Here is a 13,785-nt window from a genome sequence, read left to right as displayed (position 1 = left end):
CCGCCCCTTTAACGCCAGAAAGGGGTCCGTGACCAAGTCTTGTCCCAACCGGTACCGGGCGGACATCTTTCCCGGCGCGGACCGCCGTACCGTTGATCCACTGGATCTACCGGATCGGAATGCGGTGCCGCATGGCAGACATATGGAACTGGATCAGGCGTGAACGCGGCACTGCGGCAGCCGCGGGATGCGTTGCATTGCTGCTTGCGGGCTGCAGTGCGGCACCTTCGCCGGGCCGGGTGCCCATTACCCGCGCAACCGGGGAAACCGGCACATCCGCCGCCGAGCCGCCGGCGCCCGCTTCCACCGCGAATGCCGGCGCTGATGCCGGCACACCCTCCGGGAGGACGCTGCCAGGCGCGGAAAACCAGCAGCCGGCAGCCGCATCCCCCGACGCGGGCGGCGGTCCTGATGCGACGGTATCCTCCAGCAGCCCGGAACCGGCGGGCACGGCCGGTACGACGGTGCCCGTCGGCGCCACCACGGTCACGGCGTACTTCGTACTCCTGGACGACGGCGGCAGGCACGGCGTCCGCTTTGGCTGCAACGACAGCCTGGTTGGTTCCCCGCAAGGAAGTGCGGCAGGGGACGACCCCCTCAAAACGGCCATGAACACCCTCCTCAGGCCCGGGCAGAAAGCGGGGAACCTGTACAACGCGCTGGGTACTTCCCGGCTGCGGTTCCTCTCCGGCAGCTTCGATGGCACAACCGTCACGGTCTACCTGGCGGGGACCCTGAATCCAGGCGGGGCGTGCGACCTCCCCCGGGTGGAAGCCCAACTCACTCAGACGGCTCTTGGAGCCGCGGGTGGCGTCAGGGCGGCCGTCTATATCAACGGCGAGTTGCTGGACGACTCCCTGAAGCAGGCCAGGACGGATCCCCCCGGTAATCACTGATAAACAGCTGTTGCATTTGAGGCAACAGTTGGCTGTATCCTGACTTTGTGACCCACGAAACACTTGACGCTGCTGCGGGGACGCTGCCCGCGGAAGCCATTGATGCGATTGAGCGCGCCGCCACCTCCGCCCACCGGCACGAGGAACTGTTCTCGGAACGCGCGGCGAACATCCGCCAGTCGGCGGTCAGGGACGTTTTCGACATCTCGATGCGCCCCGGCCTAGTCTCCCTGGCCGGGGGAAGCCCGTATCTCCAGTCACTCCCCCTGGCCCGCCTGGCTGCCACCGCTGCCAAAATCATTGCTGAGGACGGACTGACCGCGCTTCAGTACGGGGCAGGACAGGGCACGGAGGAACTTCGTACCCAGATCTGCGACGTCATGGCCGCGGAAGGCATCCTTGACGCCAAGCCGCAGAACGTGGTGATCACGGCCGGTTCCCAGTCCGCCCAAGACATTGCCACCAAGCTTTTCTGCAACCCTGGCGACGTGGTGCTGGTAGAGGATCCCACCTACGTCGGCGCGCTGAACACCTTCGAGGCCTACCAGGTCCACGTGGAGACAGTCGAGATGGACCAGTACGGCCTGGTGCCGGAACTGCTGGAGGCCCGGATCGCGGCGCTCCAACTCGCAGGCAAGAGCATCAAGTTCCTCTACACCATCCCCAACTTCAACAACCCGTCCGGAATCACGCTGGCCAGGGAACGCAGGCAGCAGGTGGTCGATATATGCCGGCGCGCGAATATCCTGGTCCTGGAGGACAACCCGTACGGCCTGCTCCGCTTCGAGGGGGAACCGCTGGCCCCCCTGCGTGCCTCGAACCCGGACGACGTCATCTATCTGGGCTCGTTTTCAAAGATTTTCGCACCCGGCCTCCGGATCGGCTGGGCCCTGGTGCCGGAGCACCTCCAGCGCCGCTATTACCTCGCCGCCGAGTCGGTTACGCTCTGTCCCCCTGCCCTGAACCAGATGCTCGTCTCTGCGTACCTGCGCGAATACGACTGGAAAGGCCAGATCGAAACCTACCGCGGACTCTACGCGGAACGTTGCCGGGCCATGCTGGCAGCGCTGCACGCACATATGCCGGCCGGAACCACCTGGACCAACCCGCAGGGCGGCTTCTTCGTCTGGGTGACCCTGCCGGAAGGTGTTGACACATACCCGCTGCTGCACAAGGCGATCGAAGCCGGCGTCGTGTTTATCCCCGGTGCCGCCTTCACGCCGTCGGACGAGCCCTCCAACAAGCTGAGGCTCGCCTTCAGCGCCGTCCCTCCGGACGCCATCGCCGAGGGCGTGCGCCGATTGGCGGAAGTACTGCAGGAAGCCATCTCCGGCCTGTAGCGTAAGCCCCACGAGTGCCGAAAACCGAGCAAAGGAGCATGCATATGGGTGGAATCATCGTTGTAGGGGTTGACGGCAGCGAAACGGCGAAGAAGGCGGCCGAGTCGGCCCGGAACCTGGCGGCAGCGCTGGACGCTTCGCTGCATGTCGTGTCGGCCTTCGACAGTGACCGGACCGAAGTCTTCGGCAGCGGAAGCGACCGCTGGATCGTGTCGGACGCAGACGCGGCAGAGCAGGTGGCGCGCACGGTTGCTGATTCCCTGGGCCGGGACATCAAGGTCACCTACTCGGCAGCGCGCGGACGGCCCGCCGACGCCCTCATCAAGGAAGCCCTGCGCATGGATGCGCGCATCATCGTAGTGGGCAACCGGCGCATGCAGGGGATTGGCCGCGTCCTCGGAAGCGTGGCCAACAGCGTGGCCCACAACGCTCCGTGCGACGTCTACATCGCCAACACCTACGACGCCGACTAAGCCCCTGATACCGGCCGGAGCGTAACCCCGGACACTCCCCGTGGTGGCGGATATCGCTGCGGGGGGTGTCCGTTCTCACCGCCCTATCACCGTTTAAGCTGCTGGCGCAAAGATAAAATTGTAAAGGCCCCAAAGGCGTGGACACGACGATTCCACCTCCAGCGAAGGGCTCCCCTTGATTACTCTGCAGCGCCGCCAGCTCGTCGGCCACGACATCCTCCTGGCCCGCCACGGCAACCACATCAGCGCCATGCGGGTGGACCGCAGCAACGACAGGGTTGTGGCCCTCCTCGATGACGGCAGCCTAGACAGCGCGCCGAACCTGATCACTCCTGGCCTTCAGCTCCCGCAGACGGTGCGGAGCGTCCTGCGCGAAGACTGGAAGCTGCTGGGCGCCTGGGTGGGAATGGCGGCCCTGATGGGTGGTCTCATGACTGCAGCAGCGGTGGTCCTGGGAACCACGGCTGATCCAGCGATCCTCGACGCCCTCTCTGCCTACAACGCGTACTAGGTCCAACGGACCCGGCGCGGGAGCAATCAGCCGACCAGCCAGCCCTGCAGGATCCACCAGATCCCGGCCATCACGACGCCCCCGAAAAGCGAACCCGCCACGACCTGCGCCAGGGAATGGGCCCGCAACACGACCCGTGACCAGCTGACCGCCGGGACCAGGAGCAGCAGCGGGGTCCAGGCGGCACCGAGCATCAGCACGGAGACGACGGCGGCGCAGGAGACAGCGGCGGCATGGCCGCTCATCTTCCAGAACGGGCTGACAACCGCCAGGACGGCCACCCCGCCCACTACCGCAAGGACCATGGCGATCACGCTCTTGGGTGCGTCCACCGCGCCGAGCACCAGCAGGCCCACGGCAATGCAGCCCAGTGCCATCAGCAGGACCGGCGCGCGCTGCTTCCGGTCGCTCACATGATGGTCCGTGACTTTCCCCAGCCTGACCAGGACCAGCAGCACGGCCAGCGGGAGCACGCAGACGAAGAGGGCTGCCAGCGCGCCGTACCCAATGGTTTCGGGAAACCCGTCTCCGGCCAAGGGGCTGATCAATAGCTGGAGGGTTACCACCACGGGCGGCTGGAATACTTCCGTCAACCACTTGGCCGTGTGGTTCTTAGCCCGAATGGCTCCGCTGCTTACCGCCACGTCCTGTTCCACGCCGCCTAGTCCAGGAGGAGCGCGGGCTCCTCCAGGATGGCCGCGACGTCCGCCATGAACCGCGCGGACAGATCGCCGTCCACCACCCGGTGGTCGAAGGATCCGCCCAGCGTGGTGATCCAGCGGGGAATTACTTCGCCGTCCAGGACCCAGGGCTTCTGCTTGATGGTGCCGAAGGCCACGATGGCAACCTCGCCCGGGTTGATGATCGGGGTACCCGTGTCGATGCCGAGGGCCCCGATGTTGGTGACGGTGAGCGTGCCGCCCTGCATCTCCGCCGGCTGGGTCTTCCCGGCACGTGCAGTGGTGGCAAGGTTGTTCAGGGCAAGGGCCAGTTCCTTCAGGGAAAGGTCCTGGGCGTTCTTGATGTTGGGAACCATCAGCCCGCGGGGTGTGGCAGCGGCGATGCCAAGGTTCATGAAGTGCTTGACGTGGATTTCCGCGGTGTCGGAGCCTTCGCTGTCCACCCATGACGCATTCACGCTGGGGTTCCTCGCGGCGGCCCAGATCACAGCCTTGGCCAGGATGAGCAGCGGTGAGACCTTGATGCCTTCAAAGTCCCGGGAGGCTTTGAGCCGCTTGACGAATTCCATGGTGCGGCTGGCGTCGACGTCCACGAAGATGCTGACGTGCGGGGCGGCGAACGCGGATTCAACCATGGCCTTGGCAGTGGCCTTGCGGACGCCCTTGACGGGGATCCGCTCCACCCGCTGGTCCTGCGGCTTTCCGGCCTTGCCCCAGAAGCCGTCCGCCTTGTCCAGTTCGGCGTCGCGCTGGGCCTGGTAGCTGACCAGGTCCTCCCGCGTCACCTCTCCGCGTGAACCGGTGGCCACGACGTCCGCCAGGTCGATGCCCAGGTCGCGGGCGATCTTGCGGACCGGCGGCTTGGCAAGGACCCGGTTGACCAGGCCCGTGATGGTGTCGCCCAGGGTGGGCCGGTTGTCGACGACGGTGGTTTCGTCAGCGGACACCGCAGCGGGCGTCCGGGGCTGGACAGGCTCAACCTGGGGGGCGTTCACCGTCACCGCAGCGGCCGGCGCCGTCTTCCGCGGCCGCCGCTTGACGGCGTCCGCCTTGGGACCGGAACCCACCAGCGGACCGCCGGCCGGGGCACCACCGTGAGCGCCGCCGTCGGCCGTTCCGCCTGCAGGCTCATCCTCCGGAAGCTTGCCATAGAGCGGCTGCTCCTGGACGACTGGGGAGTGCGGGGCTTCGGGGGCGCGGACATCGGCAGGAGTGGGGTCGCCGGAAACTTCGTCGCTGACGCTGATGATGGGAGTGCCGACGTCGACAGTCACCCCCTCCTGCACCAGCAATTCGGTGACGGTCCCGGCGAAGGGGGAGGGCAGTTCCACGATGGACTTTGCGGTTTCGATCTCGCAGATGACGTCATTGACGGCGACGGTATCGCCGGGCTTGACCTTCCAGGAGACGACTTCCGCCTCGGTGAGGCCCTCGCCGACGTCGGGCAGGTTGAACTTGTTCAGGGTCATGGTGTCCTCAGTAGGAGAGGGCGCGGTCCAGCGCCTCCAGGATGCGGTCAATGTCCGGAAGGTAGTCTTCCTCCACTTTGGCAACGGGGTAGGGCATGTGGAACCCGCCGACGCGGATGACGGGCGCCTCAAGGGAGTGGAACGCCCGCTCGCTGATCCTGGCTGCGATTTCGCCGCCGATTCCGCCGAACGTGGGGGCCTCGTGCGTGACGATCAACCGCCCGGTCTTTTGGACGGAGGCGGTGACGGTGTCGAAGTCGATCGGGGAGATTGACCGGAGGTCGATGACCTCGACGCTCCGGCCGTCCTCCTCGGCGGCGTTGGCAGCAGCGAGGGCAACAGGCACCAGGGGGCCGTAGGCCACGATGGTTGCATCGGTGCCTTCCCGGAGCACGTGGGCCTTGAACGGATCCTCCGACGGCCCGGGCGCCTCGACATCAACGTCGCCCTTGAGCCAGTAGCGCCGCTTGGGTTCGAAAACGATCACCGGGTCCTGGCATTCCACGGCCTGCTGGATCATCCAGTAGGCGTCATGGGGATTGGACGGGGTGATAATGCGCAGGCCCGCAGTATGGGCGAACAGTGCCTCCGGGGATTCGGAGTGGTGTTCAATGGACCCAATGCCTCCCCCGTACGGAATCCGGATGACCACGGGCACGCTGAGGTTGCCGTTGCTGCGTGAATGGATTTTGGCGAGCTGGGTGGTGATCTGGTTGAAGCCGGGGAAGACGAAGCCATCGAACTGGATCTCGCAGACGGGGCTGTACCCCCGGAGGGCCAGGCCAATGGCGGTGCCGATGATTCCGGATTCCGCCAGTGGGGTGTCCACCACGCGGTCCGGGCCGAACTCGCCGATCAGCCCGTCCGTGACCCGGTAGACGCCGCCCAGGGGCCCGATGTCCTCGCCCATCAGCAGCGATTTGGGGTGCGCGGCCAGGGTGGCGCGAAGGCCTTCGTTGATGGCCTTCGCAATGGTCATGGTGGTCATCAGTGGCCTGCCTTTGCTGCCTGACCGGCGGACTCTTCCTCGCCGGCGAATCCTGCGCTGTATTCCTCGAACCACGCCAGTTCCTCGGCGACCAGCGGATGGGCCTCCCTGTAGACGTTTGCGAAGGCCTGCCGGATATCCGGGTTTTCAAGATCATGGGCGGTTCGGCGGACATAGGCGGCCAGCTCATCGCCGTCGGCCTTGACCTTGGCGAAGTAGGCCTCGTCTGCAAGGCCTTCAGCACGCAGGTACTTCTCCAGCCGCGCCAGCGGGTCCTTCGCGCGCCAGGCGTCCTCCTCCGCCGTCTGCCGGTACTTGGTGGGATCGTCTGCCGTGGTGTGCGCCCCCACCCGGTAGGTGAAGGCTTCGATGAGGACCGGCCCCTTGCCCTGGCGCGCGTGCTCCAGCGCCCACTCGGTGACGGCGTGTACGGCGATCACGTCGTTTCCGTCGACCCGAATGCCGGGGAACCCGTAGCCCTTGGCCCGGTTGGACAGCGGAACGCGGGTCTGGACGTTGGTGGGCACGGAGATGGCCCAGTGGTTGTTCTGGCAGAAGAACACCACAGGGGCCTTGTAGGAGGAGGCGAACACCATGGATTCATGGACGTCGCCTTCCGAGCTGGCGCCATCCCCGAAGTAGGCGATGACGGCCGCGTCCGGCTCCTTGCCTGCTGCGTCAGACGCGGCGGCGAGTTTCTGGTCACGCTGGATCCCCATCGCGTATCCCACGGCGTGCAGGGTCTGCGCGGCCAGTACCAGGGTGTACAGGTGGAAGTTGGTGTCCTTGGGATTCCAGCCGCCGTTGGAAACTCCGCGGAACTGCCGCAGGAGTTCGGCCAGGTCAACGTTGCGGGTCAGGGCAACGCCGTGCTCCCGGTAAGTCGGGAAGATGTAGTCCTGGGGCTGGCTGGCCCTTCCCGACCCGATCTGGGCGGCTTCCTGGCCGGTGAGCGGTACCCACAGCGCCAGCTGGCCCTGGCGCTGGAGGGCAGTGGCTTCGACGTCGAACCGGCGGATTGCCGCCATGTCCGCGTAGAGCCCGCGCAGGTCCTCGGGGCTGAGCCTGTCCGCGTAGCTGCTGAAGACCGGATCGGCGCTGAGTTTTCCGTCCGGGCCAAGCAGCTGCACCATCTGGGCCGCGGGCTCGCCCATGACAGCTTCAGCATCGGCTTCCCGCTGGTCGTCTACCGCTGTTCCTTCGAACTCGGTGGAAGGCAGATGAGTGCCCATACCGTCTCCTTGCTTGCCGCATCCGGATGCAATGCAATGTCGCTGGGATATATGCCCCACAAGGAATACATTCCTGGCGCGGCATATACATTGGCTTGTTGATCCTAACTTTATCTTCGGTACGTAGCGGGAGGGCTACTTGTTAAGTGCTAGGAAGTTGCAGGGGCCTTTGTATAGTCGGCACACAACTCGAGGAAACGGGTGTTGGCCTCGGACTCCCCGATGCTCACCCTGACCCCCTCTCCCTGGAATGCCCGCACCGAGAGGGCGCGCGCCCCTGCCTGCTCCGCAAAGGCGGCACTTTCACCACCCAGGGCGAGCCAGACGAAGTTGCCTTGGGCGTCCGGAATGTCCCATCCCAACCGGCGGAGCCCTTCGGTTACCCGGTCCCGCTCGTCCACGAGTTTTTGTACCCTCTCCACAACCTGGCCGTAATTCTCGAGGGAAACAATTGCTGCCCTTTCGGCGATTTGGGACACCGCGAACGGTGTTGCGGCCACGCGGAGGTACTGGGTCAGTTCAGGGTGGGAGACGCTGTACCCGACGCGGAGTCCGGCCAGGCCGTGTGCCTTGGAAAAGGTCCTGAGCACCACCACATTGGGGTACTTCCGGTAGAGGTCGATCCCGTCCACGGCGTCCGCCGCCCTGACGAACTCCTGGTAGGCCTCATCGATGACCACCACGACGTCGGCGGGGACGGATCGGATGAAGTCTTCCGTTTCCGCTGCCGTGAGCGCGGGCCCGGTGGGGTTGTTGGGAGTGCAGAGAAGAATGACTTTAGTGCGGGCGCTGACCGCGGCGGCCATGGCGTGAAGGTCATGCCGCCCGTCCGCAGTCACGGGAATGCGGACACTCTCGGCTCCCGACAGCCCCACACTGATGGGATACGCCTCGAATGAGCGCCATGCGTAGATGACTTCATCAGCCTTGCCATCATCGCTCCGGCCTGCGAAAGCCGCGAGGATCTGGTTAAGGGCGCCTAGGCTCCCTGCTCCGGTCACGATGTCCTCCGCCGGCACGCCCAGGAATTCCGCGAGCGCCGCGCGGAGTTTGCTGCTCAGCGGATCGGGGTAGCGGTTGAAGTCCGTTTGATCGGCGATCGCGGCCAGCACGGCAGGAATCGGCGGCAGCGGATTCTCGTTGGAGGACAGCTTGTAGCTGGCCAGCCCGTGGACGGCGGCCGGCGGCTTCCCTGCGGCATAGCGGGGCAGCAGGTCCAGCACCGGGCGCGGCGCTGGTCCGCCGGCCCTGGTCTCAGAAGAAGTCATGACTCCTAGCCTACGGCCAAGCCCCAGCGGGAATCCGGGGAGCCACCGGCTGAAGTTCGGGGCCGCCAATCAGCCTCCTGCCAGGCCTGTATGGAAGCATGGTGGCATGGGTTCATTCATCCTTCGGGTCATCGTCAACGCGGCAGCTCTTTGGGTGGCCAGCTGGATCCTGCCGGGCATGGACATCTCCAGCACCGCGGCATCCGATGCCGTGGCCAGGACCGGCATCCCGCAGGACACCGGAACCATCGGGATTGTCGTGGCCTACCTCTTCATCGGGCTGATCTTCGGCGTAGTGAACGCATTCGTGCGGCCCCTGGTGCGGCTCCTGGCACTCCCCATCACCATCCTGACGCTGGGCCTGTTCGCCATCGTCATCAATGCTGCGATGTTGTACCTGACGGCCTGGATCAGCAGCTACACGCCGGTGCACCTCACAATCGATTCTTTCTTCTGGACCGCCGTCCTGGCCGCGATCATCATCTCCCTCGTCTCGCTGGTGGCCGGTTTGCTGCCAGGTGGCCGGCGCTGACCGCAAGCCGGGGGTCTGTTCATCGGAGCAGAAGGCATAAGTAGGCCGCGGCTTCCAAGCAGGTACCAACGGGTGCCACACTCTCCTTGAACTCTCCAAAGTCCAGTACCGGCTACCCATGACCTCCGCGGGCAGGCCCTTCTAGGCTGCCAACCAGGCCCCTAAAGGCCCCACGTTGTCAGTTCCGAAGAGGCGGTGGCCTACGAATGAAATTCCTCAGAATCCTGGTTGCTGCCTGCCTGCTGTCCGCGTTGCCTGCCGGGCCGGCGCATGCAGAAGCCGAATCAGGACCTTCCCGGGACAGCGCTGCACTTGGCAACGACATCTCCTGGCCCCAGTGTGGCGCAGATCTTCCCGCTCCCCCTGCGTTCGCCATTGTGGGCGTGAACGGCGGCCGGCCGGAAACCGTCAATCCATGCCTGGCACCGCAGCTTGCCTGGGCGGACCTCAGCGCGGAGTCTGCCGCGGGCAAACCCGCCGCAGTGTATGTGAACACGGCCGCGACAGGGCCCGTGGATTCGTCGTGGTGGCCGGGGGACAACACCTATCGGGGCGGAAATGTCAGTAACCCGTATGGCAGCTGCGACGGCAGCGGATCGCCGGCGTGCGCGTATGTCCACGGGTACGCCATGGCGGCCAATGATGTGGCGATCCTGAAGGATGCAGGCGACTCGGCACGGCGCACGTGGTGGCTGGATGTGGAGACCGGGAACAGCTGGTTGTGGAACAAGGCAACCAATGCGGCGGAGCTGGAGGGCATGGCCGCATACCTGCAGGGCATCGGCGTCGAGGTCGGCATTTACTCCACGTCGTACCAGTTCGGCGAAATTGTGGGCGAAGTGGGCCCCGGCAGCAACCTGTACCGGCTGGGGAACTGGCTGGCAGGCGCCGAATCCACCGCGTCTGCCCGGGAATACTGCGGGGCTGCTCCTCTAACGGCCGGCGGGGTGGTCACGACGACGCAATTCACTGAAGGCGACCTCGACTACAACTACAAGTGCCCCGCAGCTGCGCCCGAACCTGCTCCCCAGCCGGCGCCGGAGCCGGTTGAAGCCCCGGGCACGATGCGTGTCCGGGCGTACGCCGAGTTGCACGCAGCCCAGATCTCCTGACCCCTGCAGTATCCGCGCCACTCCTACCGGGCACTCAGTTGGCGGCGACCCGAAAAGGGGTCCCTGCCGTCCATAGGGGGAGGAGGCGGGGGCGCCTTCGTCAAGGAAAAACGGGTGGCCGTGGCGGCTCCCCCAGCCCCCAGGACCGCGCCGAGTGCAGCGGTGGAGTGGACCAGCGAAGGGTCCTTGCTCGCCGCTACCAGGCGGCCGGCCTCCTCATATCCGCTGAGCCGGTGCCCCGGTCCCAGGCCGGCATCCTCACCGCCACGGACATAGAGGTCGTTGGTCACAGTAACGGTGACCTGGTTCCTCGTGTCCGGATTGGCAGAGCCGTCGCTGCCGGGCACCCAATCGGTGCGGTGTTCCAGGTGAAGGGTGCTCACATCGTCCGGGGGGATGATGCGGGAAATGGGTGACCCGGCGGTCAGGACATATTTCATGTCGTAGTTCCGGGAGAACTCCTTGTCGGCCGCCAGGTTCATCGCATGAATGCCGCCTTGGCTGTAACCGACGGCCACCACATCCGCGCCCGGTTCCGCACCGGCAGCCTGCAGCGCCTGAAGGACAGCGGCGTTCACCTGGGCGGAATTGTTGCCCATGCCGTCGAGGATTCCGCCGAGGTCAAAGGGATTCGTTCCGGCGTCCGCTTCCTTCACCTGGGTGCCGGGAACCACCACCACATAAGCTTGCCCGCCCTTGTCAGCCACCTCGATGACTTCGATGAATCCGCTGCCGCGCTCCTCCAGCAGCCTGACCCGTTCCAGCAGTCCGGCTGGCGTAGCATCGAGATTGATGGCGATACTTTCCTCTTGTTTGGCTTTGACCGGTCCAGTGCGCAGTGAAGAGAACACCTCTTCGACCGCGGGCCTGGCCACCGGGAGGATGGTGACGCCATGGGCCACCAGCCTTTCAGTGGCGTCGCCGTTGAGGAAACCGGTTCGCCAGAAGTCCCCATGCTTCTGCAGTTCCGAACGGGGGTCCGGTAGGCCCAGGATCCGCTTCAGCTGCTCGGCTGCCTCGTAGTCCCGCCGGCAACCCCGCACCTGACCGCTGATGCGCTGCAGCTCCAGCCGGACCCGTTGGCAGGCGTCCCTTGCCTCGCCCACGGCAATGAGCGCGGCCGTCCCCGTGCTGCGCGGGTGGTTCTGGTAGGAGCCAAGTCCCTGCCAGGCGCCGAAAAGTTCCTTTTCGATGGCGGCGAGCCGGTCGGCGAGGGCGTCGACCTTTCCGGCTCCCACGTCCAGTTCCTCCAGCTGGACGGTGATGCCGCCCACGCCGCCGGAAATGGTCAGGATGCCGTCGGGGGCCGGGGGTGAGACGCGGATGGGTCCCCCTGACCCGGCCGGTGTAGCGTCCGCCATCAGAGCCGGCCGTCCGGCGAGCACTCGGACGTCAGCGCGGCCCGCGCATGGGCCGCCACCGCCGCAGTGGCCTCCCGGATCCTGTCCAGGGCTATTCGAACCGCCACCGCCTGCAGGCCCACGCTGTTGCGGTAGGCCTCCCCGGCAGGGGACTCCCAACTGGCCAACTGGATGTCATGGAAGCCCGCAAGCACCTCTTCCGCCCTGTCGGCGCACTGCGCCACCTTACTGCCCAGCTCCTGTACTTCAAGGCTGACATGCAGCCCGCCGCCCCATATGCCCTCGCCTGCCTCGTATCCCATGCCAGCTTCCTGTCGTGGCCTCCCCGGCCAGGTGATTCGCCAACTCCTGCTGTCCCCAACGCTAAGGAGGAAACGCTCCCCAGCTAAGGGCCGCCGCCGGCTATGTGGACAAGTAACGGAAGAGGGCGGCTTAAGGCCGTGCCGGACTTCATGAAAGAATCAGCACATGCCTGAAACTGCCGCCACAGCTGATACCCGTACGCCCTCAGGACGCCTGGCCCTCGCCGCGTCACCGGAAAAAATCGCGCTCGGACCCCTGGACGGCCGCTACCAGTCCGCCGTCGCGCCCCTCGTTGACTATCTGTCCGAGGCAGCCCTGAACCGGGACCGCGTGGCCGTGGAAGTTGAATGGCTTATCCACCTGACCAGCAACAACGTGCTTCCCGGCGCAGGTCCCTTGAGTCCGGAACAGCAGGCGAAACTGCGCGCCATCGTCACCGAATTCGATGCTGCTTCCGTGGCCGAACTCGCCGAGATCGAAGCCGTCACTGTCCACGACGTGAAGGCCGTAGAGTACTACATCGGCCGCCGCCTGCCCGCGATCGGCATCGAGAACCTGACCGCCATGGTCCATTTCGGCTGCACGTCCGAGGACATCAACAATCTTTCCTACGCACTGGGCGTCAAGGGTGCCGTCGAGGACGTATGGCTGCCGGCGGCCCGCGCGCTGGTGGCGCAGATCAGCAAGATGGCCGAGGACAACCGTGCCGTTCCGATGCTGTCGCGCACCCATGGCCAGCCGGCCACCCCCACCACGCTGGGCAAGGAACTGGCCGTCATCGCGCACCGCCTGACCCGCCAGCTGGACCGGATCGCGAAGACCGAATACCTGGGCAAGATCAACGGTGCCACCGGCACCTACGCCGCCCACGTTGCCTCCGTCCCCGGTGCCGACTGGCAGCAGGTGTCCCGTTCCTTCGTCGAAGGCCTGGGCCTGACCTGGAACCCGCTTACCACCCAGATCGAAAGCCATGACTGGCAGGCTGAGCTGTACGCCGACGTCGCGCGCTTCAACCGCATCCTGCACAACGTGTGCACCGACATCTGGAGCTACATTTCCATCGGCTACTTCGCGCAGATCCCCGTGGCCGGCGCAACGGGGTCATCCACCATGCCGCACAAGGTCAACCCCATCCGCTTCGAGAACGCCGAGGCCAACCTGGAGGTCTCCAACGGCCTGCTGGACACCCTGGCCGCCACCCTGGTCACCTCCCGCTGGCAGCGCGACCTCACCGACTCCTCCAGCCAGCGCAACATCGGCGTGGCATTCGGGCACTCCCTCCTGGCCATCTCGAATGTGGCCAAGGGCCTGGAACGCCTGGATGTTGCCGGGGACGTCCTGGCTGCGGACCTGGACACCAACTGGGAGGTGCTGGGCGAGGCCATCCAGATGGTCATGCGCGCAGAGGCGATCGCGGGTGTGGAAGGCATGGAGAACCCCTACGAGCGCCTCAAGGACCTCACCCGCGGCCAGCGCGTGGATGCCGCCCGCATGCAGGAGTTCGTGCAGGGCCTGGGCCTTTCCCCGGAGGCCGAGGCACGCCTCCTGGCCCTCACCCCCGGCCGGTACACCGGCATCGCGGACCAGCTGGTGGACCACCTGAAGTAGGCACTGCGCCGG

The 13,785-nt window shown here is 65.8% G+C and carries 14 protein-coding genes; 7 read left to right on the top strand and 7 right to left on the bottom strand.

Annotated elements, in window-relative coordinates; all coding sequences use genetic code 11:
* Nucleotides 1–131 precede the first annotated feature (131 nt).
* The 4 genes from ACTJK0_RS06910 (at nt 132) to ACTJK0_RS06895 (ending at nt 3,220) form a co-directional block, all read left to right on the top strand.
* The gene (locus tag ACTJK0_RS06910) at nt 132–896 is read left to right on the top strand and encodes a GerMN domain-containing protein (RefSeq protein WP_440744718.1); all 765 of its coding nucleotides are present in this window, start codon (nt 132–134) and stop codon (nt 894–896) included.
* 47 nt (nt 897–943) lie between these two features.
* On the top strand, nt 944–2,236 hold the full coding sequence (locus ACTJK0_RS06905) for an aminotransferase-like domain-containing protein (protein ID WP_110545464.1): 1,293 nt from the start codon (nt 944–946) through the stop codon (nt 2,234–2,236).
* A 44-nt stretch (nt 2,237–2,280) separates the two neighbouring features.
* The gene (locus ACTJK0_RS06900; protein ID WP_440744717.1) at nt 2,281–2,709 is read left to right on the top strand and encodes a universal stress protein; all 429 of its coding nucleotides are present in this window, start codon (nt 2,281–2,283) and stop codon (nt 2,707–2,709) included.
* A gap of 175 nt (nt 2,710–2,884) precedes the next feature.
* Entirely contained in the window at nt 2,885–3,220 is a 336-nt protein-coding gene (locus tag ACTJK0_RS06895; RefSeq protein WP_440744716.1) for a hypothetical protein, read from the top strand.
* A gap of 26 nt (nt 3,221–3,246) precedes the next feature.
* Here the strand turns inward: ACTJK0_RS06895 and ACTJK0_RS06890 are convergent, their stop codons facing one another.
* The 5 genes from ACTJK0_RS06890 to ACTJK0_RS06870 form a co-directional block, all read right to left on the bottom strand.
* Complete coding sequence (locus ACTJK0_RS06890) at nt 3,247–3,876, bottom strand: phosphatase PAP2 family protein (RefSeq protein ID WP_440744715.1); 630 nt, start codon at nt 3,874–3,876, stop codon at nt 3,247–3,249.
* A gap of 5 nt (nt 3,877–3,881) precedes the next feature.
* Nucleotides 3,882–5,369, bottom strand: coding sequence for a dihydrolipoamide acetyltransferase family protein (locus tag ACTJK0_RS06885; protein ID WP_110545468.1), 1,488 nt, complete (start codon nt 5,367–5,369; stop codon nt 3,882–3,884).
* A 7-nt stretch (nt 5,370–5,376) separates the two neighbouring features.
* Complete coding sequence (locus tag ACTJK0_RS06880; protein WP_110545470.1) at nt 5,377–6,357, bottom strand: alpha-ketoacid dehydrogenase subunit beta; 981 nt, start codon at nt 6,355–6,357, stop codon at nt 5,377–5,379.
* Complete coding sequence (pdhA, locus tag ACTJK0_RS06875) at nt 6,357–7,589, bottom strand: pyruvate dehydrogenase (acetyl-transferring) E1 component subunit alpha (protein WP_110545472.1); 1,233 nt, start codon at nt 7,587–7,589, stop codon at nt 6,357–6,359. Before pdhA ends, ACTJK0_RS06880 begins: the two co-directional genes overlap by 1 nt.
* Nucleotides 7,590–7,738: 149 nt before the next feature.
* On the bottom strand, nt 7,739–8,857 hold the full coding sequence (locus ACTJK0_RS06870) for a histidinol-phosphate transaminase (protein ID WP_110545474.1): 1,119 nt from the start codon (nt 8,855–8,857) through the stop codon (nt 7,739–7,741).
* A 106-nt stretch (nt 8,858–8,963) separates the two neighbouring features.
* Between ACTJK0_RS06870 and ACTJK0_RS06865 the strand changes: the two genes are divergently transcribed.
* Nucleotides 8,964–9,389: a phage holin family protein gene (locus ACTJK0_RS06865; protein ID WP_110545476.1), complete on the top strand. Its 426-nt coding sequence runs from the start codon at nt 8,964–8,966 to the stop codon at nt 9,387–9,389.
* A gap of 206 nt (nt 9,390–9,595) precedes the next feature.
* Nucleotides 9,596–10,501: a hypothetical protein gene (locus ACTJK0_RS06860; RefSeq protein WP_440744714.1), complete on the top strand. Its 906-nt coding sequence runs from the start codon at nt 9,596–9,598 to the stop codon at nt 10,499–10,501.
* A gap of 23 nt (nt 10,502–10,524) precedes the next feature.
* On the opposite strand, the gene ACTJK0_RS06855 is transcribed toward ACTJK0_RS06860, so the two are convergent.
* Together ACTJK0_RS06855 and ACTJK0_RS06850 are read right to left on the bottom strand one after the other, a co-directional pair.
* Entirely contained in the window at nt 10,525–11,862 is a 1,338-nt protein-coding gene (locus ACTJK0_RS06855) for a WXG100 family type VII secretion target (protein ID WP_440744713.1), read from the bottom strand.
* A complete protein-coding gene (locus tag ACTJK0_RS06850) occupies nt 11,862–12,164 on the bottom strand; it encodes a hypothetical protein (protein WP_110545481.1) in 303 nt (100 codons plus the stop codon). The genes ACTJK0_RS06855 and ACTJK0_RS06850 overlap by 1 nt, the downstream gene beginning before the upstream one ends.
* A gap of 166 nt (nt 12,165–12,330) precedes the next feature.
* Between ACTJK0_RS06850 and purB the strand changes: the two genes are divergently transcribed.
* On the top strand, nt 12,331–13,773 hold the full coding sequence (purB, locus tag ACTJK0_RS06845) for an adenylosuccinate lyase (RefSeq protein ID WP_440744712.1): 1,443 nt from the start codon (nt 12,331–12,333) through the stop codon (nt 13,771–13,773).
* The last annotated feature ends 12 nt before the right edge of the window (nt 13,774–13,785 follow it).

It is taken from the genome of Paenarthrobacter sp. 22069, from assembly GCF_052046035.1.
Lineage (GTDB): Bacteria > Actinomycetota > Actinomycetes > Actinomycetales > Micrococcaceae > Arthrobacter.
This window is presented reverse-complemented; position numbering and strand designations above follow the sequence as displayed.